The following is a 22,013-nucleotide window of genomic DNA, read 5'->3' as shown; positions in this document are numbered from 1 at the left end:
CCTGTGCGCCGGTGCTGCGCCCTTGCCGCTGTGCCGTGCACCGCCGACCGTTGTCGCGTCGGGCGAGGCTGCGCTGATGGGGGGCATTGGGTGCGAGGCAGGTGGGACGACGCGCTGGGTCGGTTGTCACTGCACCTGGCGGTGGTGCTGCACCGGTCGGTGACGAGCAAGGAGGCGACGCGGCGCCTGCTGCGGCAGCGCAATGAGGCGCTGCGGCGGGCGCACGGGCGGGGCGTGCCGGTGGAGGAGCTTGCTGCGCGGCTGGGCCTGACGCCGTCCTGGGTGCGGTCCGTAGTCCGGAACCCGAGGCGTGCCGCCGTCGAGGAGGCCGCTTGAGCGCGGCGACAGGCCGCACGCCGGCTCCGCGCGGAAGCGAGATCACGACGGCTCCCGGACCGCTGCTGCAGCGGCCGGGGAGCGCCGATGCGCCGGAAGACTCTCAGTCAGCCGTTGGGCCGCAAGGTCCAGGTGACGGTCATTTCGCCGGTGACGGCGCCGTCCTCGCGGCGGATCTCGATGGTGACGGGGAACTCGGGGCGGCGACCCTGGTCGAGTTCCGCGACGACCTCGGGGGCCGGGCGGCCGAGGGTGGCGGTGGCGGTGACGGGGCCCATGGCGAGCTTCTTGTAGGAGATCTCGGCGCTGACCGCCAGCGGCACGGCGCGCGAGAGCTGGTCGCCGAACGCGGCGAGCACGATGGCACCGCTCGCCGACTCGCCGAGGGTGAACATCGCGCCGGCGTGCGGCCCGCCCACGTGGTTGTGGTAGTCGGGCTGGTCCGGCAGCGACACCACGGCCCGCTCCGGGGTGGTCTCCAGGAACTGGAGATTCAGGGTCCGGGCCATGGGCACCGTGGCGGCGAGCATCTCGCCGATGGACATCTGGTCTGCGCTCATGACCGAAGGTTACCCACGAGTAGCTCGGTCTGACCAGGGCGGGACGGGTGGACGCACGGTGCAGGACCCGCGCGGTGACCGGGGCGGGACGGTCTTGCTACGTCCCTGTCAAAGGGTGGTGACCCAATCGTGTCCCCGGCCGGGCTAGGGTTGCTGCCCATGTGGCCAGGACAGCAGCCGCCCGGGGGCGAGCAGAACCCGCAGAACAACCCGTACCAGCAGCCGGGGTATCAGCAGCCGAATCCGTATCAGCAGCCCGGATATCAGCAGCCGAACCCGTACTCCGGCCAGCAGCCGCAGTGGGGCGCTGCAGGTCAGCCGGGGGCGCCGCAGCCGCCGCAGGGCGGGGACGGCAACCGGACCAAGCTGGTGGCGATCATCGCGGCGGCCGCCGTGGTCGTGACCGCGGGTGTGACCGGTTTCCTGGTGCTCGGCGGTGACAAGGACGACACGGCGACCAAGAAGGACGGGAAGCCGTCCGCCACCGCGTCCAAGGACTCCTCGGCCGAGCCGAGCACTTCCCCCTCCGACGACAACCCGCGGGGCGGTGAGGAGGAGAAGGCGACCATCCCGGGCTGGAAGGTCGTCGTGAACACCCGCTTCGGCACCAAGTTCGACGTGCCCGCCGACTGGGAGATCGAGAACCCCGGCACCAGCGTGGGCTTCGAGTGGAAGGGCGAGGACGGCGAGTGGGAACGCACCACCGTCACCGCCCCCGCCTACCTGAAGTCCAAGTGGTGCACCTCCGACGAGGACAAGGACGGCCGTACGGAGGACACCGCCCTCGTCACCGCCGGCACCCGCGGTGAGAACGGCGCCAAGGACACCGAGCAGGCGGCCGAGACCCGCGTCCCGTGGTGGATCTACGGCGGTTACACCGAGCCCGACAAGAAGAGCGTCAAGTTCAGCAAGCCCAAGCCGTATACCACCAAGTCGGGCATCAAGGGCCACGTCGCGACCGCCCATTCGGAGGGCACTCCGCAGAAGGGCAAGTGCGACAGCGAGGGCAAGGCGATCACCTTCGCCTTCAAGAACGGCGCCGGGGATTTCGTCACCTGGAACCTGTACGGGGCCAAGGGCGTGAAGGACGAGATCCCGGAGGCGACCGTGCAGAAGATTCTCAGCACGGTGCGGCTGACCGAGGAGCCCCCGACCGACGAATGACCGTCGGGTGACCGACCAGTGCGGCGGGGCCTGCGTGACGGGGCCGCCGCACCGCTCGGTGGCCGGACGTTGCGGAGTCCGGTTTGGCAAGTCGGCGGGGCTCCGGCGATAGTCACGGGGTGCCGACCGCCAAGCCCCTCAGCCGCCCGACCTGGGCGGGCCGCAACTACACCCTGCTGACCGCCTCCGCCGTGGTCACGAGCCTCGGCAGCAGCGGTGCGCTGATCGCCGCCGCGTTCGCCGTGCTGGAGGCGGGCGGCGACGGCGGCGACGTCGGTCTGGTGGCCGCCGCGCGCACCGTGCCGCTGGTGCTGTTCCTGCTGATCGGCGGGGCGGTGGCGGACCGGCTGCCCCGGCACCGGGTGATGGTCGCGGCCAACGCGCTGAACTGCGGCTCGCAGGCCGTTTTCGCCGCCCTGGTGCTGGCGGGCGAGCCGCGGCTGTGGCACATGATGCTGCTCAGTGCCCTCGGCGGCACCGGCCAGGCGTTCTTCGGGCCGGCCGCCGAGGGCATGCTGCTGTCCTCGGTGCAGGGCGAGCAGGCGGGCCGGGCGTTCGCCGTGTTCCGCATGGCGATGCAGGGGGCGTCGCTCGGCGGTGCCGCCCTCGGCGGCGCCCTGGTCGCCGCGATCGGACCGGGCTGGGTGCTGGCGGCGGACGCGGCCGCCTTCGCTCTGGCCGCCGCACTGCGCGCCCTCCTCGACGTCCGGCACATCCCGCCGCGCGCCCCGGGCGGCGGGCTGCTGGCCGATCTCCGGGAGGGCTGGCGGGAGTTCACCGGCAGGCCCTGGCTGTGGAGCATCGTCCTGCAGTTCTCCCTCGCCAACGCGGTGGTCGGCGCCGCCGAGGCGGTCTACGGCCCGCTGGTCGCCCGGGACCATCTGGGCGGCGCCGGCCCCTGGGGGCTCGCGCTGGCGTTCTTCGGCGCGGGCACCGTTCTGGGGGCGCTGCTGATGACCCGCTGGAAGCCCCGCCGTCTGCTGCGCACCGGCACCCTGTGCGTTTTCCCGCTCGCCCTGCCGTCCGCGGCGCTCGCCGTGCCGGCGCCGGCCGCGGTGCTGTGCGCGGTGATGTTCGCGACCGGGGTCAGCCTGGAGGTGTTCGGCGTCTCCTGGATGACCGCGCTGCACCAGGAGATCCCCGAGGAGAAGCTGTCCCGCGTCTCGGCCTACGACTGGTTCGGCTCGGTCGCCCTCGTGCCGCTGGCGACCGCCCTGGCCGGCCCGGCCGAGACGGCGTTCGGGCGCCCGCAGGCCCTGTGGGGCTGTGCCGCGCTGATCGTGCTGGCCACGGCCGCGGTGCTGTGCGTGCCCGAGGTGCGCGGGCTGCGCCGCCGCACCGTGCATGTGACGGGCACACCGGCGGAGCAGGCCGGCGGCTCAGCCGATGCCGAACGCCCCGTCGGGGGGCTCGGGTGAGGGCACGGCGTCCTCGTCCCGCACCGGCCGGGCACCCCGCATGAAGGCGCCGAGCGCGGCGCCGTGCTCGACCCGCGCCGGGAAGGCGTCGGCGGCGGTGAGCCGGCTGAGCGCGGCGATGTCCAGCGGCCGGTGCGAGGCGGCCAGCACCGCGTTGCCGAACCGCCGCCCGCGCAGCATCCCCGGCTCGGCGATCAGCACCAGCTCCCCGAACCGGGTGGCGAGGGTGGCGAGCTGGGAGCGCAGGAAGCCGAAGGGCGCCGCGTCCGGCAGGTTGGCCAGATAGACGCCGTCGTCCCGCAGCACCCGCGCCACCTCGCGCACATGGCCGACGGAGGTGAGGTGCGCGGGCACGCGCGAGCCGCCGAAGACGTCCCCGACCACGACGTCCGCGCTGTCGTCCGGTGCGCCCTGAAGCCAGGCCCGCGCGTCCGCCGCGTGCAGCGCGATCGGGGCGCCCTCGGGCAGCGGCAGATGCTCGGCCACCAGCCGCAGCAGCGCACCGTCGGCGTCGACGACGTCCTGCCGCGAGCCGGGCCGGGTCACCGCCACGTACCGGGGCAGGGTGAGCGCCCCGCCGCCGAGGTGCACCACGTCCAGGGCCCGCCCGGGCTCGTCGGCGACGTCCAGCAGATGCCCGAGCCGCCGCGCGTACTCGAACTCCAGATGGGCGGGATCGTCCAGATCGACGTAGGACTGCGGCGCCCCGTCCACGGTCAGCAACCAGGCCCGCTCCCGGTCGACGTCGGGCATGAGCTTGGCGGTGCCGTGGTCGGTGACCCTCGTGACAGGTACGGCTTCGTTCACCCGCCAATTGTGCCGGGCCCCCGCCGCCCACGGGAGCGCGGGGAACCGCACGACCGGCCACCGGCCGGCCCGCGGTCCCCCGCGCACGCCCTGGTATGAGGAACTCCCCTCACATCAGGGCGCTTTTCACAGAACGGTGCTCACCGTCCCGGCGCCGACGGTCCGCCCGCCCTCACGGATGGCGAACCCGAGCCCGGGCTCCAGCGGGACGTCCCGCCCCAGCCCGACGGTCATGGTCACCGTCTCCCCCGGCCTGGCGACACCCGCCTCACCGAGGTCGATGTCCCCGACCACGTCCGCGGTGCGGATGTAGAACTGCGGCCGGTACCCGGTGGAGACGGGCGTGGTGCGGCCGCCCTCGCGGGCGGACAGCACATACACCTGGGCGGTGAACCGGCGGCGCGGCTCGACGCTGCCCGGCGCGGCCACCACGTGCCCGCGCCGCACAGCGTCCCTCGGCACACCCCGCAGCAGCAGCGCCACATTGTCCCCGGCCTGCGCCTCCTGCATCGGCTTGCCGAAGGTCTCCAGTCCGGTGACGACCGTCTCCAGGGACGCGCCCAGCACCTCGACCCGCTCGCCGAGCCGCACGGTCCCGCGCTCCACCGCACCGGTGACCACGGTGCCGCGCCCGGTGATGGTGAGCACGTTCTCGACGGACAGCAGGAACGGCGCGTCCAGATACCGCTCCGGCATGGGCACATAGGTGTCCACCGCATCGAGCAGCGCGTCGATCGAGGCCGTCCACCGCGGGTCGCCCTCCAGCGCCTTCAGCCCCGACACCCGTACCACGGGCACCGAGTCACCGCCGTAGCCGTGCGCGCTGAGCAGGTCGCGGACCTCGAGCTCTACCAGGTCGATCAGCTCCTCGTCCCCCGCGTCGGCCTTGTTGAGGGCGACGACGATGTGGTCGACGCCCACCTGCCGGGCGAGCAGGACGTGTTCGGCGGTCTGCGGCATGATCCCGTCGAGCGCGGAGACGACGAGGATCGCCCCGTCGAGCTGCGCCGCGCCGGTGACCATGTTCTTGACGTAGTCGGCGTGGCCGGGCATGTCGACGTGCGCGTAGTGCCGGGTGTCGGTCTCGTACTCGACGTGGGCGATGTTGATGGTGATGCCGCGGGCGGCCTCCTCCGGTGCCCGGTCGATGCGGTCGAACGGCACGAACGTGCCGGCGCCCCGCTCGGCGAGCACCTTGGTGATGGCGGCGGTCAGGGTCGTCTTGCCGTGGTCGACATGGCCCATCGTGCCGATGTTCAGATGCGGTTTGGTGCGGACGTACGCCGTCTTGGACATGGCGGTACCTCGAAGCCTGGTGAACCTGGTGAAAGGGAAACGGGACCCCGGTCACTCGCCGACCCTCCCCGTGCGGGGTCCGCCGGAACGATCCGGGGAGGGTCAGCCTCGGGCGCCGTCGACGGCGGTGCGGAAGCAGCGAACGGCAGCCTTCAGGGCATCCGCGGCGGCGGATGCGGCGAGGTGGAAGGCGTACCGGAACATGACGACGATCATCGCCGACGCGTCACGTTCCGTCGAACGATTTATGGGCGCCCGGTTGGTGGCTGAGGGCTGACGACTGGTCGGTCCCCGATGTTCTTGAGCGCCTCCCGCACCGACAGCGGCGCGAGCCGGTCACGGTGCCCGTCGACGAAGGCGCGCACCGCGTCCGGGTCGGTCTTGGCGTACTCGCGCAGGCACCAGCCGACGGCCTTGCGGATGAAGAAGTCGGGGTGCCCGGCCTGGCGCAGGCAGTAGCCGAAGAGCCGGCCGGTGTCGGTGCGCTCCTTGTAGCGCAGCTGGTGGAGCAGGGCGGTGCGGGCGAGCCACAGGTCGTCGTCGCCGGCCCACTCGTCCATGACGTCCTTGAGCTTCGGTTCGGCGGCGACCAGCGGGCCGACGACATGGGCGGCGAGCAGGTCGACGGTGTCCCACCAGGGGTCGGTGGTGATCAGATGCCGGACGACGGGCAGGAAGCCGGAGGAGCAGTGGCGCACCTGGCGGCGCAGCCAGTCCACCGCGAAGTACCGGTACTCCCGCTCGGGCAGCTCCCAGCAGCGCAGGGCGATCGCGGTGCAGTCGGTCTCGTCGGGGCGGGGCAGCCCTCGCACCACGGTCCGGTCCAGGGCGCGGCGGACCGGCGAGCTCAGCCCCAGGAAGGGCGAGACGTCCCTCATGTAGGCCCGCATCGCCGCCGCCCGCTCCGGGTCCGCGGCGGGCAGGTAGGCGGCGGTGAGCCGCTCCAGCACGGTGTCCGCGAGCGGGCTGGCCGGAATGCGCGGCGCGCGCTTCCCTGTGACACCCATGAGACGCAGACTACGGCGATCACAGACATATGTCGGTTAGTGTCACCGGATGCTCGATGCCACCACCCGCTCTGGCGGCACCGCCACGGCCTCTCCCCGGGCCACGGCGACGACGGCGACCACAGCGACGGAGCTCGCCGTCCCCGAGGGCGCGCTCGCCACGATTCCTCCGGCGCCCTTCGCGGTGCGCTGCGCCAGAGCCCTGCTCTCGCCCTGGTCGCGGCTGACCCTGCTGGTCGTGCTGCTGGCCTCCGCCGCGGCGGCGGTGCTGGTCTTCGAGCCGCAGAGACTGCTGACGAACGGCTGGCCGCCGCACCTGTCCGGAGCGGCGGCCGTGGTGGCCTACGCGGTGGCGTACGGTGCCTGCACGGTGGCGTTCGTGCCGCGCCCGCTGCTGAACCTGGCGGCCGGCGCGCTGTTCGGCACACAGCTGGGTCTGGGGTCCGCGCTGGCGGGCACGGTGCTCGGGGCAGGGCTCGCGTTCTGTCTGGGGCGGGCGCTCGGCCAGGACGCGCTGCGCCCGCTGCTGCGCGGGCGGCTGCTGAAGGCGGCGGACCATCAGCTCAGCCGGCACGGCTTCCGTTCGATGCTGGCCACCCGGCTGTTCCCGGGCGTGCCCTTCGCGGCGGCCAACTACTGTGCCTCGGTCTCCCGGATGGGTCTGACGCCCTTTCTGCTGGCGACGGCGCTCGGTTCGATCCCGAACACCGCCGCCTATGTCGTCGCCGGCGCCCGCGCCTCGGCGCCGACCTCGCCCGCCTTTCTGATCGCACTGGCCTGCATCGCCGTGCCGGCGCTCGCCGGTGCCGTGGTGGCCTGGCGCAAGCGGCACCGGCTGCGCGGGCACTGAGAGCCCGCGTCGCCCGGGCCTCCGGGGCCGAGGTGCGGACCGGGCGCCGATCTGTCGACCCGGGCTGATCTGCGGCCCGGGCCTTCCCCTCAGACCGCCTCGAGGATCATCGCGTTGGCGAGTCCGCCGGCCTCGCACATGGTCTGCAGGCCGTAGCGGGCGCCGCGTTCGCGCATCGCGTGGACCAGGGTGGTGGTGAGCCGGGTGCCGCTGGCGCCCAGCGGATGGCCGAGCGCGATCGCGCCGCCGTGCACATTGACCTTGGCGAGATCGGCGCCGGTCTCCTGCTGCCAGGCCAGGACGACGCTGGCGAACGCCTCGTTGACCTCGAACAGGTCGATGTCGTCGATGGTCAGGCCGGCGCGGCGCAGGACCTTCTCGGTGGCCGGGACGACGCCGGTGAGCATCAGCAGCGGGTCGGAGCCGGTGACGGCGAAGCTGTGCAGCCGGGCCAGGGGGCGCAGGCCGAGGCGGGCGGCCGTCTCGCTGGAGGTGATGAGCACGGCGGAGGCGCCGTCGTTGACGGGGCTGGCGTTGCCCGCGGTGATGTTCCACTCGATCTGCGGGAAGCGCTCGGCGAACGCCGGGTCGTGGTAGGCGGGCCTGAGACCGGCCAGCACCTCCGGGCCGGTGTCCGGCCGGACGCACTCGTCCCGGGTCAGGCCCTCGAACGGTGCGACCTCGGCGTCGAACAGGCCGGCGTCCCAGGCCGCCGTCGCCTTGCGGTGCGAGGAGACGGCGAAGGCGTCCATCCGTTCGCGGGTGAGGGACCACTTGGCGGCGATCAGCTCGGCGCTGATGCCCTGCGGGACCAGGCCCTCGGGGTAGCGCTCGGCGACACCGGGCCCGAAGGGGTCGGCCCCGGGCGGCACGTTGGACCACATCGGGACCCGGCTCATCGACTCCACGCCGCAGGCGACGACCAGGTCGTACGCCCCCGACATGACGCCCTGGGCGGCGAAGTGCACGGCCTGCTGGGAGGAGCCGCACTGGCGGTCCACGGTGGTGGCCGGCACCGACTCCGGGAAGCCGGCCGACAGTACGGCGTAGCGGGTGGTGTTCATGGCCTGCTCGCCGACCTGGTCGACGGTGCCGCCGATCACGTCGTCGATCAGTCCGGGGTCGGTCCCGGACCTCTCGACGAGGGTCCGCAGGGTGTGGGCGAGGAGTTCGACGGGGTGGACGTGGGCGAGGGCGCCGTTGGGCTTGCCCTTGCCGATCGGGGTGCGTACGGCTTCGACGACGACTGCGTCACGCATGTGCGGGCCTCCTTGGCCGTCCGGGCGGTGACCGGGGCACCGGCCGTTCCTGCCGGCCGGTGCGGTGACCGTGACGATCCGGCGATATACCGATCTGCCGATCCGGCGGTCACCTGCCGGTCCGGCGTTTCTGCGATTACCAGTGAGTAGGAAATCTGGATCCACCATAACCGTGTGGGTTGGAAAATCCAACCCTCACCTAGACTTGCTGCCATGGCCGCCTCCAAGGAACCGCGCCCCTGTTCGATCGCCGACACGCTCGCCCTGGTCGGCGAGAAGTACTCCCTGCTCGTGCTGCGCGAGGTGTGCCTCGGCAACGGCCGGTTCGACCAGCTCGCCCGCAACATCGGCGCGCCGCGCGACATCCTGGCCACCCGGCTGAAGCGGCTGGTGGAGGCCGGGATCCTGACCAAGCGGCTGTACAGCGAGCGCCCGCAGCGCTTCGAGTACCGGCCCACCGCGGCGGGCCTTGAGCTGGAGCCCGTGCTGATGACGCTGATGGACTGGGGCAACCGCCATCTGCGGCCGGACGGCGACCGGCCCATGGTGCTGGAGCACAGCTGCGGCGAGGATCTGGTCCCCGTCGTCACCTGCCGCGCCTGCGGCGAGCCGGTGCGCCACGAGGACCTGACGCCCCGTCCGCAGGCACCCGGGTGGACGGTGAGCGGCCCGACGGCCGCCTGAACCGCGGGCTGCGGCCCGGACTCACCCGTCCACTCCCCCGACACCCGCCGGACGACGCAGCCTGGCTCGCCGTACCGGGGTTGTTCACCTCGGGACGCTACGCTGCCCCCGGCACGCCCGATCATCAGTCACCGCGCAAGCGGCAGCCCGGTGTGCCCGTCGCCCGTTCCACGACCGGCACTTGGACTCCGCTACCTCATGTCTTGGTTTGAATCCCTCATCCTCGGACTCGTCCAGGGGCTGACCGAGTTCCTCCCCATCTCCTCCAGCGCGCATCTGCGGCTGACCGCCGCCTTCTCGGGCTGGGAGGACCCCGGCGCCGCCTTCACCGCCATCACCCAGATCGGCACGGAGACGGCGGTGCTGATCTACTTCCGCAAGGACATCGGGCGCATCCTGACGGCCTGGACACGGTCGCTGACGGACAAACAGATGCGCCGGGACAACGACGCCCGGATGGGCTGGCTGGTCATCGTCGGCTCCATCCCCATCGGCGTGCTCGGGGTGACGCTCAAGGACCAGATCGAGGGCCCGTTCCGCGATCTGCGGCTCACCGCGGCCATGCTGATCGGCATGGGCATCGTCCTCGGCATCGCCGACCGGCTGGCGGCGCGGGACGAGAGCGGGGGCCGGCACCGAGCGGCCAAGCAGCGCAAGGAGCTGACCGAACTGACCGTCAGGGACGGTCTGATCTACGGCGTCTGCCAGGCCATGGCGCTCGTCCCGGGTGTCTCCCGCTCGGGCGCCACCGTCAGCGGCGGCCTGTTCATGGGCTACCGGCGCGAGGCCGCGGCCCGCTACTCGTTCCTGCTGGCGATCCCGGCGGTGCTCGCCTCCGGCCTGTTCGAACTGAAGGACGCCGCCGAGGGCGGCCATGTCTCCTGGGGCCCGACCGTGTTCGCCACGGTGATCGCCTTCGGCTCGGGGTACCTGGTGATCGCCTGGTTCATGAAATTCATCTCTACGAAGAGCTTCATGCCGTTCGTCTGGTACCGCATCGCGCTGGGGGTGGTACTGATTGCGCTGGTCAGCGCAGGTTTCCTGTCCCCGGATGCGGGCGACCCAGCCCACTGAACCGGCGATTCGATCACCATTCCCCACTAGACGCACCTGGAGATTCCTAGAGAAAACTGGAGACGATTCGAGACGAATCGAGATACCCAGCAAAGATCATCTCCCACTCGTCTCCCACCTCTCTCCCACCCGCACGACGAGGCCCCCGCAAGCCGAAGCTCGCGGGGGCCTCCGCTGCAAGGCAGCGACCAGGACGGGAGACTCCACCTGGGGGTGAGCCGTCCCCCGCCCTGGCTCTTCCAGTCCTAACCCTTGCAGGTTGCAACTGTCACTCGAATGCCTGTCACTCCTTTGAGTGATTCAGCCAGCAAACGATCAAATTCAGCAGCGTGCATAGACGAGCAGCAGCACAAGGCCCCGCCCATCCGCCACGGGGGAAGCAGACGAGCGGGGCCAGCCCCAAGACGGGCGGCTACACGGCCACCAGACGCCGCGGCAGCAACCCGCGCGCCGCCTCCTCCAACTCGGCGTCGTCCAGCGTCATACGCCCCGCCACCACCCGACTGTGCCCGTAATACGGGCCATCCAGATCGACCGCGCGGGCCATGTCCACCGACCACGACACCGCCGGCACATCCAGCGTGCCCGGCTTACGCACCGTGCGGGACCCCGAGCCCACGCAGGCGAGCCAGCAGCCGCACCGCTGCTCGTGCGTCCCCTTCCACTCCCCCACGAACCCGTGCCTGCCGGCCAGAGCAAACAGGTCGCCCGGCTCGTGAACATTCCCCTCCACGGGGATCACCCCGAGCACCGCGGTCAGCCCACCGTCCGTCGTCGTGTACGCGAGGACGCACTGCGACAAGGTCTCCCAGTCATGCACCAGCGGGAAGATCGTGACCCTGCCCTGCCCCGCAACATCCCTACCCATGACGTCCCCTTCACTCCACTATGTCGGCCCCCGCTACTGTACGAGCGGGGGCCGATCCACTTCAGGCAGACACCCAACTAGCCGTGGTCACCACACGGCAGCGGATCGCCGGGCTTACCGTCGCTGTCGTCACCACCGCAACTCACACGGTCCGCCTCCCACAGCTCCGCGTCGACCCGCAGCCCCACATGCTCGATGGCGCGGCGCGTGCGCTCCAGCACCACCGAGGCGGGCTCGTAAACGCGGCCCGGCACATCGTGCGGGTAGTGGTGCACCTTCGCCCAGCCGTGCGCCTGGAAGAAGGCGTCGTAGGCGAGGGTGTACTCGAGGAACGCGTGCCAGCCCAGGTCGACCAGCGGCGCCGGGCTCAGCGTGCCGGAGCCCGGCGCCCGCTGCGCGCACGCGGCCAGGTAGGCGAGCGTCTGGTCGGCGATACGGTCGGCGAGCTGCGCGTGAACCGGGTGGGCGGCGGCGATCCGTGCGGACAGGCGGGCGAAGAACTCCCGGTCCACGAGCTGCCGGCCAGCGGCAAGCTCGGTTAAGACGGTCATGGGTGCTCCTTCGGATTGGGGATGGTGTCGGCACTTGCAGCCCGCCCACCGTGGGGCGGGGGCTCAAGGTGATCACCGGAGCCGACCGGCCGCGGCGACCGGCGGCGCGTCTCCCGCCACACACGGCCGAGCCGCTGACCGACCCGGCAGCGTGACTCGTCCTGGCGGCACACCCGGCATCCGGCCGCGTGCACGGACCACGCGCGGAAGGCTTGCTGCTCGGGGGTGCCCATCAGCGTCGCCCCTCGAGCGCGAGATCCCACAGCGCGCGCCGGTCCAGGCACGCCTCCTCATTGCGGGTGCAGCGCTCGCAGCCGCGCTTGTGCAGCCGGTACACGCGGCGCGCCTCCTTGCGCACGCAGTCCGCGCAACCGCGGGGGAAGATGGTGACGCCGTCCGGGCCGGGCCGCTCACCCAGGTCCCGGGCGGACTCCCCGGTGAGGGGTATCGCGCACCACACGCAGGCGGCGCCGCGGAGCTGCTCGCCGGCAAGGGTCCGCGTGTTCGGCAGGGGCAGCATCGGTAGCGCGCTCGCCGCGCGCTCCGCACGGGTCGACGGCGACCCATCCACAGTCACAGTGATCCGTCTCACACCGCTACGGTAGGCCGGTGCAGCACAAGGCAGGGGTACAGCCTGTACCCCCTCCCGAAGGGGTACAAAAGTACCCGTTAAGTGATCACACGGGTACGCCCAGATCCCGCGCGAGCCCGGCCGCATCCTCCCGCACCATCCGCGGCCCCGACCGCGCCAGCTCGGGCAGCACACTACGGGTATGGAGGTTGTACTGGATCGTCTCCGGCGACTCCTCGAACGCCTTCCTCAGCAGCGCCACGGCCGCGACCCCCTCACCGAGCATGCCATGCGCCCGCGCCGTCTCGATCAGGTGGTACGAGCGGCGGGTCGCAGACGGGATCGACCCCAGATCCAGCGAAGCCGCCACCTCAAGCGCCTTCCCCGGCTGCACCAAATCGTTGTGCATCGTGATCGCGTACCCGTCCACGATGCCCCGCCCGAAGATCAGCCACGGGTGCGTGTACTCCCCCAACTCCCGAGCCGCCGCATCAGCCTTGTCCCAGCACCGCCACGCATCACCGGCCTGCCCCGTCTTCGCGTAGGAGAGAGCAGCCGCCAGGTACAGCAGCCCGCGGCGGGCGATGTGGTCCGGGTCGTCCCGGCGCGGCAGGAGCGCAGCCGCCTGCTCCGCCAGGTCGACGCGCGCCTCCGCCGCCTCCCCGGCGTCGCGGTAGACGTGGTTCATGTACCAGGCCGCGGCAGCGATCGCGCGGGGACTGTCGGCGTCCTGAGCCGCAGTCATAGCCCGGTCCCCGGTGAGGTACACCAGGTCCGGCGCGGGCTGGAAGCTGAGGAACAGCTGGGCGAGGTGATAGGTCTGCGCGAGAGCGACCCGCGCCCGCCGGCGATCCGAGCCCTCGAGGAGACGGGCGGAATGCTGGGTGTCGTCGAGCAGCGCGGGCAGAAGCGCGGCGATGGCCGTGCGGTGATCGCCTGCGGAGTGCCACAACTTCCACGCCCGACGGACGCGGGCCGCAAGCACGGCAGCGGGCTCGGGCTCGCGGTCGGCGGCCCGCAGCTGATAGGTGGTGAGGACGCGGCGGATGCGCGGCAGGCCGGCGTGCTCGGCCTTGGTGTAGGACGCGGCGGTGATGCGGTCGTCACCGGTGAGTTCGGTGATGTCCTCAACGCCGAGAGTCTGGGCGAGGCGCAGGAGTTTGGGCAGGCTGGGCATCTTGAAGCGGTCGTTCTCGATTCCTTTGACCCATTCGACGGAGTGGCCCATCACGTCGGCGACGTAGGCGCGGGTCTTACCCGCGCGTTCGCGGGCGCGCTTGACGCGCTGACCGAACGTCGGGCCCGCGTCGGGGGTAGCATCAGAAGGCATAGGTCTCGCCCCTTCTCTGTGCAGCTCGTCACTCACAGAGTAGGGGCGGGACCGTTTCTGTGTGCGCCGGTTGAAGCGGGTGAGCTCTAGGCTTGGGCGCATGTCCCCCGATGCCGTGACCCCTGGTCGAGTGCGCTCCGCCGCCGAGCTGAACGCGCGGATCCGCGCGCTGTGGTCGCATCCCCAGGTGCCGCTCACCGCGGAGCAGCGGGAGGAGTACGCGCGGCTGTGCGAGGAGCTGCGGGCCGTCGAGCGCGGGGACGTCGCCGAGGCGGCATGAGAAGACCCCGCCCACGAGGGGCGGGGTGGCTTGGTCGTGGGGAACCCATCCCCCCCCCACCTTCAGGCGCGGCCCATCACCGGCCGACGGCCTGCCATACCGTAAGTCCGATCGCTGTCACCGACGCCAGCGCAGCCACCGACTGCAACGGCCACTGCCGGCCCTTCAACGCGGCAACCTCCGCCTTCAGCGGCTTCACCTCATCGTCCCGGATCTTCCGGAACTCCTCCTCCACCTCCCGCCGTAGATCCCGCACATCCTGCTCCGTGCGATTCGACCGCTCCACCAGCACCGCACACGACGTCTTGATCTCCGAGAGATCCCGCCCCACCGCCGCCATATCGCTTCGAAACCCGCTGATGTCGCCTCGCAGATTCGCTATCTCGGCGGCCAGCGCACTCGTCTCCGGTGGCGTCACGGCCCAACCTCCCAGCCCGGCAGTACTGCCCGCAGTGTGGCACGTGACCAGGCACTTTCCATTCCGGGGCGCGAAGCGGCCACAAACCCCCTGCATACTGCATTTCAGCCATCCACCCAACTGAATGGGAGTGTGTGATGCAGCAGGCCACACAGCGCCGCGTCGGCCGCCCCCGCGACCCCCAAGTCCAAGCCCGCGACGAGCACATCTACCAGCTCATCGCCGCCGGCCACTCCTCCCGCAGCGAGATCGCCGCCGCCTCCGGCCACGACCGCGACGCCGTGTACCTGTCCTGCAAGCGCCTCGAACGCCAGGGCCGCATCCGCAAATGCCTCGGCCCCCAGGGCAGCGCCGTGTGGGCCCTCAACGACGGCACCCCCTGCCCCTGAAGGAGCCCGCCGTGGAGACCGTGGAGTTCTTCTCCGCCGACGACGTCGCCTGGCAGAACGACGCCCTCTGCACCACAGCCGACTTCGACTTCATCCCCGACATCGAGACCGAGCAAGGCGCCGCCGAAGCCGAAGCCCGCTGGTGCCGCACCTGCCCCGTCCGCACCCAGTGCCTCGCCTGGGCCATGCTCCACGGCGCCGAAGGCTACTGGGGCGGCACGAGCACCTACCAGCGCGCACAGCTACGCCGGGTCCGCACCCGCGCCAAGTGCCCCATCTGCCAAGCCACGACGCTCGTCTACACCGACCCGCACGAGCTGTGCCTGGCGTGCGGCGCCTCGTGGATCCGCGACGTGCGCGAACAGCCGATCGCCGCTACACCCCTACCGGCTGCGGGCGCGGCGTAGGGAGACACCACCATGACCGACGACAAGCGCCGACCGCGCCCCGCAGCCCAGTACGGACCGACCGGCGAGACGCTGCGCCTGAACCTGAAGCGCCTCCGCGAGCGCGAGCGGCTGACCTATGTCGAGCTGTCCAACCGGCTCTCCGCCATCGGCCGACCCATCCCCGTGCTCGGCCTGCGCCGCATCGAGCGCGGGGAACGCCGCGTCGACGTCGATGATCTGATGGCCCTTTGCGAGGTGCTGGACGTCTCCCCGGCCGCGCTGCTGCTCCCGCCGGCCGAGGACGCTGACCAGCCCGTGCAGCTCACCCCAAGCAAGTCCGTGCCGTGGCAAGCCGCCTGGCGGTGGGCACACGGCGAACAACCGGCCTTCACCCCCGGCGGCGACGACGACCCGCGCGGTGACCGCGACTGGCCCGAGCGCCGCCGGCGGTTCCTTCAGGAAAACCAGCCGTACCGGGATGCCGACCACCTGCGCGAGATCGCCCGGTACATCGCCGCCCGCATCGACGGACCCTGGCACCTCGAACTCGACTCCACCAGCGCCGACGAACGCGGAGCCCTCGTCATGCCTATGCGTGAACCGCCGCTGCCGCTCGAGGCGTAGCCCGGTCCAACTCCACCGCGTGCTGCCACGCCTCCATCCACCGCCACGCGTGATCCCGAATCCGCAACTGCTCGGCCACCACCCGGCCCGCCTCCGACAACTCCTGCCGCAGCCCCGGCGACTCCCGCAACCGCTTCAACTCCCGATACCACACCCGCGGCCGGTCAGCGAGCACACCGGCACCCATCTCATGCAGCCGCCGGTACTCGTCCCGCGGCGACGCCACCCACGGCACCCCACAGGCCGACATCTCCAGCGGCTTCAGCCACGACTTCGCCCTGTTGAAGCGGGTGTCGGCCAGCGGCGCGATCCCCACCCCCAGCGACGCCACAGCAGCCGGCCACTCCTCGATCCCCACCCCGCCACCGGCCGGGGCCGCGGTCAGCCCGAACGCCCGCCCCGCGCCCGTGCTGTCGCCGCGCATCACGAACTCGGCGCCCTCGTCCACCAGCCGGGCGATCGACCCGCCGACCACCTCCGGATCGTTCGGGTGAGAGTGGAACGACGCCGGCCAGCCGATCACATCCGAGTCCACCCGCGGCAGCCCGTAGTACATGTCCGGCAGATAGTTCGGCAGCACCACCCCACGGCCGTGCTTGGCGTACACCCTCAGCAACTCCGGCGTCGACACCGTCACCAACGACGCCGACCGGCACGCCAGCGCGAGATTGTGCCACGAGTGCAGCCCGGCGCCGGGCCGGTGCACCGCCCACGCCGGATTCGACGGGTGGATGGACGACAGGTCGTCGTCGACATCGACGATCACGGTGATGCCCTTGCTACGCATCACCCCGACAGCCTGCGCCATGTAGGCGTGCGTCACCCGCTGGAGGACGACCACATCGGCGTCGACGAGCACGTCCTTCACGGTCTCGCCGTCCATCACGACGCGGACGCGCCGGTCCTCGGGACCGACCACGTCCACATCGTGACCGAGGGACGCGAGACGCTCTCCAGGCCAGATGGCCCTAAAAGTGCCCGCAGCCGAAGCTGTCAGACGGGTAAACCACGACCCGCACAGTCACTCCCTTCTATACGTCGTTCAGTCGGGCGAACTCGCCCCACACTTCGATCGCGGCCTCGTTGTACGCCTTCGCCGCCTCCGTCTCGTCGGTGAACCGACCGACGTAACGGGTCTTGCCCATGTGGTGCACGTACACGACCCACCGCTGTTTCGTCTTGGACCACGAGACTCCCTTGAAGCGGGAGGTCTTCCCGGACTTCAGCCGGGCCGGCCCGCGGTTGGCGCCGTTCTGCGCGGAGTTGGCGATGCGCAGGTTGGCGGTCCGATTGTCCAGGCGGTTCCCGTTGACGTGGTCCACCAGTTCATGATCTGCGGGTCCGGCTATGAGGCGGTGCAGAGCGATCCTCATACGAGAGCGGTCAGCGTAGACGTAGCCGTTCGGTGCGAGGTTCCAGTTGAAGCCGCGCACCAGCTCTTCGTCGGCCTTGTCCACGATGGCGAACTCCCCGCGCTTGAGCGGGATTTGATAGACGTTGCGCACCTGGCCATATTATCCGAAACGCAGACCTTCCAGGTCAGATGCGATGTTAACTCCCTTCCCCGGTCCCCGCCGTCTTGCGGGTCCGCCGTGCGGGCTTCGCCTCCACCACCTCCTGCTGCACGGGCGTGACCGTGGAGAGCGAGTCCAGCCGGGCGTTCATCCGGTCGACCGCGCTGCGCAGCGCCGCCACCTCACGCGCGAGCGCGTCCACCCGGTCAGGGCCACTCGCCTCCAGCACCTGCACGGGGCCGGCGGCGACCGCCTCGGCCACCTCACGGGCGATCGCCCGCATCCGCGCATCCAGCGGACTGCTCATGCCTGCACGTCCTCTCCGCTCGAGGCCGGCCGGTTCGGCACAGCCCACGTGAACCCGAGCGCGGCGAGCACCGCGCACAGCGCCGCCCACCCCTCCGCCGCCGTGACGGTGTCGTCGGTGACCGCCACCGACAGCGACCCGGCGCCGGCCGCGAGCGCGGACACCACGGCCTTCCAGTACCTGGAGATCTTCACGATGGTCCTCACTACTTCTTGGGGAGCTTCAGCTTCTGGCCGACCGTGACGACGTCGGACGTCAGCTTGTTCAGGGACTTGATCTCGGCGTAGCGGGAGCCGTTGCCGAGCTTGTGGGCCGCGATCGACCAGAGGGTGTCGCCCTTGCGGACCGTGTACGTGATCGTCCCCGCCGCGGGGGTCTTCGCCGCCGCGGGTGCCTCGCCGGCGGGCAGGCGCAGCGTCTGCCCGACCGCGATGTTGTTCGGGTCGCGCAACCCGTTGAGGTCGACCAGCAGCGGCACCGTCGTACCGTGCGAGCGGGCGATCGCCCACAGCGTGTCGCCCTTGCGCACCGTGTACGTGCCGGCGCCCGCAACGACACCGGGCTTGCGGGCGAGCCGCTTGGCGATACGGGCACGCATCTCACCCATCGTGAACCCACGCGGATCGATCTTGCCGGGCTGCCACTCCAGATGCCCGATCACGCTGCGCTCGTTCCAGCCGTGCGCCCGGCACACCGCCGCCCCGACCTTCTCGATCGCCTCCAGCTGGGCGCCCGGCCACGGGTCCTTCCCGTCGCCGAGGTTCTCGCACTCGAAGCCGTAGAAGTGCCGGTTGCCGTCGGTGTTCGCCTCGTCGTCGACGGGCAGCGCCTGCTCGCCGATCACCGCGCGGAGCACATCGTCATCTCCGCTGCCCGCATGGTTCGCCCGCCCGTACCCGACCAGGTGCACACGGCCGTCCTTGGTGATGACGCCGTGACACAGCGGGCCCGGCAGGGAGGCGTAGCCCCGCCGACAGATGTCCACGGTGGCCGCGGAGCCCTTGGTCACGGTGTGGTGGATCATCACCCCGTGGACGGGCCCCCACGGGCCCTTGTGGTTGCGGTGATGCGCCCGCCAGTTGCCGACCTCGACAACGACCAGGCCCTCACCCCGCAGCGCGGCGAGGAATTCGTCAGCAGTCAGCGGCGGAGCCATGATCGCCTCCCGGTACGGCGAGGGGATGGATGGACAGCTTCAGCTGCGCGTAGGTCACCTTCCGCGGCTTGCTGTCGTTGTGGTACACGAACAGGCCCAGCGGCACCCCTGGGCGCACGATGATCTCGTGGTGCTTGGTGAAGAACTGCTGCCCCGGCGACGGCGCCCGGTGGTCCGTCGCCGTCGTGTCCGGCACGCCCAGCGGGTCCCGCACGAACTGGTCGCGGATCTCGGTGTATTCGCCGGCCTCCCAGTGGATGCACGCCGTCAGATGTCCCAGCCCCTCGGCCGCGGGCCAGATCAGCCCCGACTCGGGGTCGCGGGGGTACTGCACCGTGCGCCCGTCGGGCTGCACCGGCTGGTGCATGCCCCACACGTCGGTCGACTCGTCGTCGAACGGGAACCGCAGCAGCGTGTACAGCTTCGGGTGGATCACCTGGTCCTGGCTCGCCTGGAGCGAGCAGAACATCACAGACACGGCGGCTCCTTAGAAGGGCATCACGAGGATGCGGCGGCTGTTGAAGGTGCCCGTCCCGGAGGACACCCGGTACTTGGCGGTGAAGGTGTTGGTGCCCGGCGTCAGCGCCCGGTGCAGCGCCACCGCCGACGCGGTGACGTTCACCCCGGCCACACCGAAAACACCGACACCGCGGTTGTCGGCGGGGCTGTCGCTCGTCGCACCCGAGATCTCATACGACATGCGCGCCGACCCCGCACCGGAGTTCTCCGCCGAGCAGTGCACGATCACCAGCGCGAACGCGCCGGTCTCGACGCTCACCTCCGGCCCGTGCGTGGCCAGGTCGTCGTAGGACGTCGACGTCGTCGTCTCCGACACCAGCACCGACGCCGTCGCGGAGATCCGCTCGGCGATCTCGTTCACCCCCGACACCGCGAAGTGCGCGCCGGCGGTCGTAGCTTTGGCCGGGGCGGTCTCGTTGAGGTTGTCGCGGATGAACTGGTTGAACTGCGCCGCAGTGAACACGGACGAGGCGACCGCGGTCATCGGAGCGGACCAAGCCATCACTCACCACTCCCTAGAACGGCATGACCATGATGCGGCGGCTGCTGAAGGTGCCGGTCCCGGAGGACACCCGGTACTTGGCGGTGAAGGTGTTGGTGCCCGGATTGAGGGACGTCCACAGCGACACATCCGAGGCGCCCAGGTTCACCCCGGCCACACCGAAGATCGACACGGTCCGGTTGTCCGCCGGGGACACGCTCGTCGCCCCCGAAATCTCGTAGCCCATGCGCACCGAGCCCGCGCCCGAGTTCTCCGCCGAGCAGCGCACGATCACGAACGCCGCCGTCCCGGTCTCCACCGTCACCTGCGGGCCCACCGCCACACCTGTCAGGTCGGTGAAGCTGGTCGAAGCGGTGGTGCCCGCATCGAAGTCCGCGGCCGACGCCGCACGCCGCTCCGCGATCTCGTTCACCCCCGAGCCCGCGAAATACGAGGAGGCGCCGGTGGCCTTCGCCGGCGCGGTCTCGTTCAGGTTGTCCCGCACGTACTGGTTGAACTGCGCCGCCGTGAACGTGGAGTTGGCGACGGCCGTCATCGGCGCCGACCAGGCCATCAGCCCACCGCCTCCTCGCGGCTGCCGGGCACACCGTGCTCGCGGTTCTCCTCCCGCAGGTCCTCCACCGTCTGCCCCTGCGGGAACAAGCGGGTGGACTCGTGGCCCTCCGGGAACCAGTTGCGGGTCTGCGGCACCGGCCGCAGCTCCAGCACCTCCATGATCTCGGCCGCGTTGTCCGGCCAGTCGATCGGCGCCATCTCATGGCAGTTGCTGCAATAGAACGAGCCCTTGCGCACCGTGCGCGGCGAACGCGGGTCACGCGGATTGGCCCGGTCGCACACGAACTCCGCGTTGGCGCAGCCATGCCGGGGGCAGTCCGCGACCCAGTCGCCGCGGAGGACGTAGGCCCGCGCTCGGGCCGTGATGACGTGCACCATGAGGGGGACGGTAGGCCCCACCCCCACATGATCATTCCGGGCGGGTCAGGTACCGAACCGGCCGAAGTCGAACTGCCCCTGCACCGGGTGATCGAAAATGAACACGTGCTCCGGGTTGTCCGCCGCGGCCGGGTCGAACACACCGTCGTCGAAGCCCGCGCCCGCCACATCGAACGTGAACGGGTTCTGCGGCACAACCAGACCGGTGCGCTCGCAGCCGAACGTGGCGTAGTGCACGCGCGGCCCGCAGTCCGTCAACGCCTCGCCCTCCGACGGCATACGGGCGATCGTGTGCTCGATGCTCTCGATGTGGAAGTCCGCCGACAGGCCCAGCTCCCCGTGGGAGATCGTCACCATGTCGGAGATCGTGCGGGTCAGGATCTGCAACAGGTGCTCGTGATCCGACGACACCAGCCGCAATTGCACCGTCGGCCGGCGCTGCGCGTAGTGCGCGAGGAGCAGCTGCGCGATCGCCGCCGCATCGTGCTGGCCCGCCCACGGCGCATCATCCGGGTTGGAGCGCTGCCCGTGCCGCTGCACACTCACCGAGTCCGCCGCCGACACCTTCACGGTGCGCGCCACCGGCACCGCCCGCGCCCGCAGCTGCAACCGGGTGATCGTCACCGTGCCGCCGACCGCGATGATGGTGATGACCGTGGACTGCCCCGACCGGCGGGAGATCGTCGTCTGCGGGATCCCCGTCCCCGAGTAGATGATGTCCGTGCCCGCGACCGGGGTGATCGCATCCCGGAACGGGTCGCTGGCTTTGGCCTGCACCTGGATGCTCTGCCCGAGCGTCAGCGCGATCGTGTCGGTGCTCTCCCACACCACCGACCGCTGCGCGTCCGGACGCCGCTCATCCACATCGAACGACACGTCGTTGACGATGTCGCGCCAGCCGTGCGAGTACCCGAACGGCGGCAGGAAGTCGAGATCGGGCATGGCTCAGTCCACCGGCCGGAGCACGACACGGGCCGGCTCGATGTCCAGGCTGAGCCGGTATTTGGCGCACACGGCGCGGATCTCCTCCAGGCACGCCCGCATCCGCTTCTGCTCGTCCTCGCGGAGCAGGTCCCGCGCGGCCGCCACCTGCTTCTGCCAGTCAGCCTCGGTCGCCGCCCGGCAGACTTCGAGGTGCGCCTCCAGATCGCCGCTGATGTCCGCGCAGTACGGGCACACCTGCGGCGCGGGCGGCTGCTCCACGCCG

At 71.0% G+C, this 22,013-nt stretch carries 31 protein-coding genes; 10 read left to right on the top strand and 21 right to left on the bottom strand.

Annotated elements, in window-relative coordinates:
* Window positions 1-123: 123 nt before the first annotated feature.
* Window positions 124-336, top strand: coding sequence for a hypothetical protein (locus ABD207_RS26140; RefSeq protein WP_344015614.1), 213 nt, complete (start codon window positions 124-126; stop codon window positions 334-336).
* A gap of 107 nt (window positions 337-443) precedes the next feature.
* Here ABD207_RS26140 and ABD207_RS26135 read toward each other — a convergent pair whose 3' ends face one another.
* Entirely contained in the window at window positions 444-896 is a 453-nt protein-coding gene (locus ABD207_RS26135; RefSeq protein ID WP_344015613.1) for a DUF4442 domain-containing protein, read from the bottom strand.
* Window positions 897-1,055: 159 nt separating this feature from the next.
* On the opposite strand from ABD207_RS26135, the gene ABD207_RS26130 reads away from it, so the two are divergent.
* Together ABD207_RS26130 and ABD207_RS26125 are read left to right on the top strand one after the other, a co-directional pair.
* Window positions 1,056-2,060 carry a DUF8017 domain-containing protein gene (locus ABD207_RS26130; protein ID WP_344015612.1) on the top strand — a complete coding sequence of 335 codons (1,005 nt, stop codon included), beginning with the start codon at window positions 1,056-1,058 and terminating at the stop codon, window positions 2,058-2,060.
* Window positions 2,061-2,179: 119 nt separating this feature from the next.
* Window positions 2,180-3,478, top strand: a complete 1,299-nt coding sequence (locus ABD207_RS26125) for an MFS transporter (RefSeq protein WP_344015611.1) — start codon at window positions 2,180-2,182, stop codon at window positions 3,476-3,478.
* On the opposite strand, the gene ABD207_RS26120 is transcribed toward ABD207_RS26125, so the two are convergent.
* The 3 genes from ABD207_RS26120 to ABD207_RS26110 all read right to left on the bottom strand — a co-directional run bounded on the left by ABD207_RS26120 (window position 3,440) and on the right by ABD207_RS26110 (window position 6,588).
* Window positions 3,440-4,285, bottom strand: coding sequence for a spermidine synthase (locus tag ABD207_RS26120; RefSeq protein WP_344015610.1), 846 nt, complete (start codon window positions 4,283-4,285; stop codon window positions 3,440-3,442). The two genes, ABD207_RS26125 and ABD207_RS26120, sit on opposite strands and share 39 nt — an antisense overlap.
* A gap of 126 nt (window positions 4,286-4,411) precedes the next feature.
* Window positions 4,412-5,581 carry an elongation factor Tu gene (gene tuf, locus ABD207_RS26115; RefSeq protein ID WP_344015609.1) on the bottom strand — a complete coding sequence of 390 codons (1,170 nt, stop codon included), beginning with the start codon at window positions 5,579-5,581 and terminating at the stop codon, window positions 4,412-4,414.
* Window positions 5,582-5,826: 245 nt separating this feature from the next.
* The gene (locus ABD207_RS26110; protein ID WP_344015608.1) at window positions 5,827-6,588 is read right to left on the bottom strand and encodes a DNA alkylation repair protein; all 762 of its coding nucleotides are present in this window, start codon (window positions 6,586-6,588) and stop codon (window positions 5,827-5,829) included.
* Between the two features lie 49 nt (window positions 6,589-6,637).
* Here ABD207_RS26110 and ABD207_RS26105 point away from each other — a divergent pair, with 49 nt between their 5' ends.
* Window positions 6,638-7,438 carry a TVP38/TMEM64 family protein gene (locus ABD207_RS26105; protein WP_344015607.1) on the top strand — a complete coding sequence of 267 codons (801 nt, stop codon included), beginning with the start codon at window positions 6,638-6,640 and terminating at the stop codon, window positions 7,436-7,438.
* Between the two features lie 89 nt (window positions 7,439-7,527).
* Here the strand turns inward: ABD207_RS26105 and ABD207_RS26100 are convergent, their stop codons facing one another.
* The gene (locus ABD207_RS26100; protein ID WP_344015606.1) at window positions 7,528-8,697 is read right to left on the bottom strand and encodes a thiolase family protein; all 1,170 of its coding nucleotides are present in this window, start codon (window positions 8,695-8,697) and stop codon (window positions 7,528-7,530) included.
* 213 nt (window positions 8,698-8,910) lie between these two features.
* On the opposite strand from ABD207_RS26100, the gene ABD207_RS26095 reads away from it, so the two are divergent.
* Window positions 8,911-9,381 (top strand): winged helix-turn-helix transcriptional regulator, encoded by a 471-nt coding sequence (locus ABD207_RS26095; protein WP_343998274.1) that lies wholly within the window; start codon window positions 8,911-8,913, stop codon window positions 9,379-9,381.
* Between the two features lie 198 nt (window positions 9,382-9,579).
* The gene (locus ABD207_RS26090) at window positions 9,580-10,455 is read left to right on the top strand and encodes an undecaprenyl-diphosphate phosphatase (RefSeq protein ID WP_344015605.1); all 876 of its coding nucleotides are present in this window, start codon (window positions 9,580-9,582) and stop codon (window positions 10,453-10,455) included.
* Between the two features lie 412 nt (window positions 10,456-10,867).
* On the opposite strand, the gene ABD207_RS26085 is transcribed toward ABD207_RS26090, so the two are convergent.
* The 4 genes from ABD207_RS26085 to ABD207_RS26070 form a co-directional block, all read right to left on the bottom strand.
* The gene (locus ABD207_RS26085) at window positions 10,868-11,323 is read right to left on the bottom strand and encodes a hypothetical protein (RefSeq protein WP_344015604.1); all 456 of its coding nucleotides are present in this window, start codon (window positions 11,321-11,323) and stop codon (window positions 10,868-10,870) included.
* A 77-nt stretch (window positions 11,324-11,400) separates the two neighbouring features.
* A complete protein-coding gene (locus tag ABD207_RS26080) occupies window positions 11,401-11,874 on the bottom strand; it encodes a hypothetical protein (protein ID WP_344015603.1) in 474 nt (157 codons plus the stop codon).
* 232 nt (window positions 11,875-12,106) lie between these two features.
* A complete protein-coding gene (locus ABD207_RS26075) occupies window positions 12,107-12,394 on the bottom strand; it encodes a hypothetical protein (RefSeq protein WP_344015602.1) in 288 nt (95 codons plus the stop codon).
* A gap of 157 nt (window positions 12,395-12,551) precedes the next feature.
* The gene (locus ABD207_RS26070) at window positions 12,552-13,775 is read right to left on the bottom strand and encodes a helix-turn-helix domain-containing protein (protein ID WP_344015624.1); all 1,224 of its coding nucleotides are present in this window, start codon (window positions 13,773-13,775) and stop codon (window positions 12,552-12,554) included.
* A gap of 100 nt (window positions 13,776-13,875) precedes the next feature.
* Between ABD207_RS26070 and ABD207_RS26065 the strand changes: the two genes are divergently transcribed.
* A complete protein-coding gene (locus ABD207_RS26065) occupies window positions 13,876-14,055 on the top strand; it encodes a hypothetical protein (RefSeq protein WP_344015601.1) in 180 nt (59 codons plus the stop codon).
* Between the two features lie 76 nt (window positions 14,056-14,131).
* On the opposite strand, the gene ABD207_RS26060 is transcribed toward ABD207_RS26065, so the two are convergent.
* Window positions 14,132-14,473 carry a hypothetical protein gene (locus tag ABD207_RS26060; protein WP_344015600.1) on the bottom strand — a complete coding sequence of 114 codons (342 nt, stop codon included), beginning with the start codon at window positions 14,471-14,473 and terminating at the stop codon, window positions 14,132-14,134.
* A gap of 137 nt (window positions 14,474-14,610) precedes the next feature.
* Here ABD207_RS26060 and ABD207_RS26055 point away from each other — a divergent pair, with 137 nt between their 5' ends.
* The 3 genes from ABD207_RS26055 to ABD207_RS26045 are packed head-to-tail and all read left to right on the top strand — an operon-like array spanning window position 14,611 to window position 15,875.
* Window positions 14,611-14,862, top strand: a complete 252-nt coding sequence (locus ABD207_RS26055) for a hypothetical protein (RefSeq protein WP_344015598.1) — start codon at window positions 14,611-14,613, stop codon at window positions 14,860-14,862.
* A gap of 11 nt (window positions 14,863-14,873) precedes the next feature.
* A complete protein-coding gene (locus ABD207_RS26050) occupies window positions 14,874-15,269 on the top strand; it encodes a WhiB family transcriptional regulator (RefSeq protein WP_344015597.1) in 396 nt (131 codons plus the stop codon).
* Between the two features lie 12 nt (window positions 15,270-15,281).
* On the top strand, window positions 15,282-15,875 hold the full coding sequence (locus ABD207_RS26045; protein WP_344015596.1) for a helix-turn-helix domain-containing protein: 594 nt from the start codon (window positions 15,282-15,284) through the stop codon (window positions 15,873-15,875).
* Here the strand turns inward: ABD207_RS26045 and ABD207_RS26040 are convergent.
* The 11 genes from ABD207_RS26040 to ABD207_RS25990 all read right to left on the bottom strand — a co-directional run bounded on the left by ABD207_RS26040 (window position 15,841) and on the right by ABD207_RS25990 (window position 22,009).
* Window positions 15,841-16,794 carry a glycosyltransferase family protein gene (locus ABD207_RS26040; protein ID WP_344015594.1) on the bottom strand — a complete coding sequence of 318 codons (954 nt, stop codon included), beginning with the start codon at window positions 16,792-16,794 and terminating at the stop codon, window positions 15,841-15,843. The genes ABD207_RS26045 and ABD207_RS26040 overlap by 35 nt on opposite strands.
* A gap of 112 nt (window positions 16,795-16,906) precedes the next feature.
* The gene (locus ABD207_RS26035) at window positions 16,907-17,380 is read right to left on the bottom strand and encodes an HNH endonuclease (protein ID WP_344015592.1); all 474 of its coding nucleotides are present in this window, start codon (window positions 17,378-17,380) and stop codon (window positions 16,907-16,909) included.
* Between the two features lie 46 nt (window positions 17,381-17,426).
* On the bottom strand, window positions 17,427-17,696 hold the full coding sequence (locus ABD207_RS26030) for a hypothetical protein (protein ID WP_344015591.1): 270 nt from the start codon (window positions 17,694-17,696) through the stop codon (window positions 17,427-17,429).
* Entirely contained in the window at window positions 17,693-17,890 is a 198-nt protein-coding gene (locus ABD207_RS26025; RefSeq protein WP_344015590.1) for a hypothetical protein, read from the bottom strand. The genes ABD207_RS26030 and ABD207_RS26025 overlap by 4 nt, the downstream gene beginning before the upstream one ends.
* An 11-nt stretch (window positions 17,891-17,901) precedes the next feature.
* Window positions 17,902-18,852, bottom strand: coding sequence for an N-acetylmuramoyl-L-alanine amidase (locus ABD207_RS26020; protein ID WP_344015589.1), 951 nt, complete (start codon window positions 18,850-18,852; stop codon window positions 17,902-17,904).
* On the bottom strand, window positions 18,830-19,321 hold the full coding sequence (locus tag ABD207_RS26015) for a hypothetical protein (RefSeq protein WP_344015623.1): 492 nt from the start codon (window positions 19,319-19,321) through the stop codon (window positions 18,830-18,832). The genes ABD207_RS26020 and ABD207_RS26015 overlap by 23 nt, the downstream gene beginning before the upstream one ends.
* 18 nt (window positions 19,322-19,339) lie before the next feature.
* On the bottom strand, window positions 19,340-19,873 hold the full coding sequence (locus tag ABD207_RS26010; protein WP_344015588.1) for a hypothetical protein: 534 nt from the start codon (window positions 19,871-19,873) through the stop codon (window positions 19,340-19,342).
* Window positions 19,874-19,886: 13 nt separating this feature from the next.
* Window positions 19,887-20,426 (bottom strand): hypothetical protein, encoded by a 540-nt coding sequence (locus ABD207_RS26005; RefSeq protein ID WP_344015587.1) that lies wholly within the window; start codon window positions 20,424-20,426, stop codon window positions 19,887-19,889.
* A complete protein-coding gene (locus ABD207_RS26000; RefSeq protein WP_344015586.1) occupies window positions 20,426-20,806 on the bottom strand; it encodes a hypothetical protein in 381 nt (126 codons plus the stop codon). The genes ABD207_RS26005 and ABD207_RS26000 overlap by 1 nt, the downstream gene beginning before the upstream one ends.
* Before the next feature lie 45 nt (window positions 20,807-20,851).
* On the bottom strand, window positions 20,852-21,748 hold the full coding sequence (locus ABD207_RS25995; protein WP_344015584.1) for a hypothetical protein: 897 nt from the start codon (window positions 21,746-21,748) through the stop codon (window positions 20,852-20,854).
* Between the two features lie 3 nt (window positions 21,749-21,751).
* Window positions 21,752-22,009: a hypothetical protein gene (locus tag ABD207_RS25990; protein ID WP_344015583.1), complete on the bottom strand. Its 258-nt coding sequence runs from the start codon at window positions 22,007-22,009 to the stop codon at window positions 21,752-21,754.
* Between the last annotated feature and the right edge of the window lie 4 nt (window positions 22,010-22,013).

This window comes from Streptomyces thermospinosisporus (genome assembly GCF_039526425.1).
In the GTDB taxonomy this organism is placed as follows: Bacteria; Actinomycetota; Actinomycetes; order Streptomycetales; family Streptomycetaceae; genus Streptomyces; species Streptomyces thermocarboxydovorans.
The sequence above is the reverse complement of the archived record's forward strand: the minus strand, read 5'-3'. Positions and strand labels throughout refer to the sequence as shown.

What these genes read in the sequence shown, in the direction of transcription:
- ABD207_RS26135 (WP_344015613.1), bottom strand. Translation starts at nt 896, where the DNA reads ATGAGCGCAGACCAGATGTCCATCGGCGAGATGCTCGCCGCCACGGTG.
- ABD207_RS26130 (WP_344015612.1), top strand. Translation starts at nt 1,056, where the DNA reads ATGTGGCCAGGACAGCAGCCGCCCGGGGGCGAGCAGAACCCGCAGAAC.
- tuf (WP_344015609.1), bottom strand. Translation starts at nt 5,581, where the DNA reads ATGTCCAAGACGGCGTACGTCCGCACCAAACCGCATCTGAACATCGGC.
- ABD207_RS26110 (WP_344015608.1), bottom strand. Translation starts at nt 6,588, where the DNA reads ATGGGTGTCACAGGGAAGCGCGCGCCGCGCATTCCGGCCAGCCCGCTC.
- ABD207_RS26105 (WP_344015607.1), top strand. Translation starts at nt 6,638, where the DNA reads ATGCTCGATGCCACCACCCGCTCTGGCGGCACCGCCACGGCCTCTCCC.
- ABD207_RS26100 (WP_344015606.1), bottom strand. Translation starts at nt 8,697, where the DNA reads ATGCGTGACGCAGTCGTCGTCGAAGCCGTACGCACCCCGATCGGCAAG.
- ABD207_RS26095 (WP_343998274.1), top strand. Translation starts at nt 8,911, where the DNA reads ATGGCCGCCTCCAAGGAACCGCGCCCCTGTTCGATCGCCGACACGCTC.
- ABD207_RS26090 (WP_344015605.1), top strand. Translation starts at nt 9,580, where the DNA reads ATGTCTTGGTTTGAATCCCTCATCCTCGGACTCGTCCAGGGGCTGACC.
- ABD207_RS26085 (WP_344015604.1), bottom strand. Translation starts at nt 11,323, where the DNA reads ATGGGTAGGGATGTTGCGGGGCAGGGCAGGGTCACGATCTTCCCGCTG.
- ABD207_RS26080 (WP_344015603.1), bottom strand. Translation starts at nt 11,874, where the DNA reads ATGACCGTCTTAACCGAGCTTGCCGCTGGCCGGCAGCTCGTGGACCGG.
- ABD207_RS26075 (WP_344015602.1), bottom strand. Translation starts at nt 12,394, where the DNA reads ATGCTGCCCCTGCCGAACACGCGGACCCTTGCCGGCGAGCAGCTCCGC.
- ABD207_RS26070 (WP_344015624.1), bottom strand. Translation starts at nt 13,775, where the DNA reads ATGCCTTCTGATGCTACCCCCGACGCGGGCCCGACGTTCGGTCAGCGC.
- ABD207_RS26065 (WP_344015601.1), top strand. Translation starts at nt 13,876, where the DNA reads ATGTCCCCCGATGCCGTGACCCCTGGTCGAGTGCGCTCCGCCGCCGAG.
- ABD207_RS26055 (WP_344015598.1), top strand. Translation starts at nt 14,611, where the DNA reads ATGCAGCAGGCCACACAGCGCCGCGTCGGCCGCCCCCGCGACCCCCAA.
- ABD207_RS26045 (WP_344015596.1), top strand. Translation starts at nt 15,282, where the DNA reads ATGACCGACGACAAGCGCCGACCGCGCCCCGCAGCCCAGTACGGACCG.
- ABD207_RS26030 (WP_344015591.1), bottom strand. Translation starts at nt 17,696, where the DNA reads ATGAGCAGTCCGCTGGATGCGCGGATGCGGGCGATCGCCCGTGAGGTG.
- ABD207_RS26020 (WP_344015589.1), bottom strand. Translation starts at nt 18,852, where the DNA reads ATGGCTCCGCCGCTGACTGCTGACGAATTCCTCGCCGCGCTGCGGGGT.
- ABD207_RS26015 (WP_344015623.1), bottom strand. Translation starts at nt 19,321, where the DNA reads ATGTTCTGCTCGCTCCAGGCGAGCCAGGACCAGGTGATCCACCCGAAG.
- ABD207_RS26010 (WP_344015588.1), bottom strand. Translation starts at nt 19,873, where the DNA reads ATGGCTTGGTCCGCTCCGATGACCGCGGTCGCCTCGTCCGTGTTCACT.
- ABD207_RS26005 (WP_344015587.1), bottom strand. Translation starts at nt 20,426, where the DNA reads ATGGCCTGGTCGGCGCCGATGACGGCCGTCGCCAACTCCACGTTCACG.
- ABD207_RS26000 (WP_344015586.1), bottom strand. Translation starts at nt 20,806, where the DNA reads ATGGTGCACGTCATCACGGCCCGAGCGCGGGCCTACGTCCTCCGCGGC.
- ABD207_RS25995 (WP_344015584.1), bottom strand. Translation starts at nt 21,748, where the DNA reads ATGCCCGATCTCGACTTCCTGCCGCCGTTCGGGTACTCGCACGGCTGG.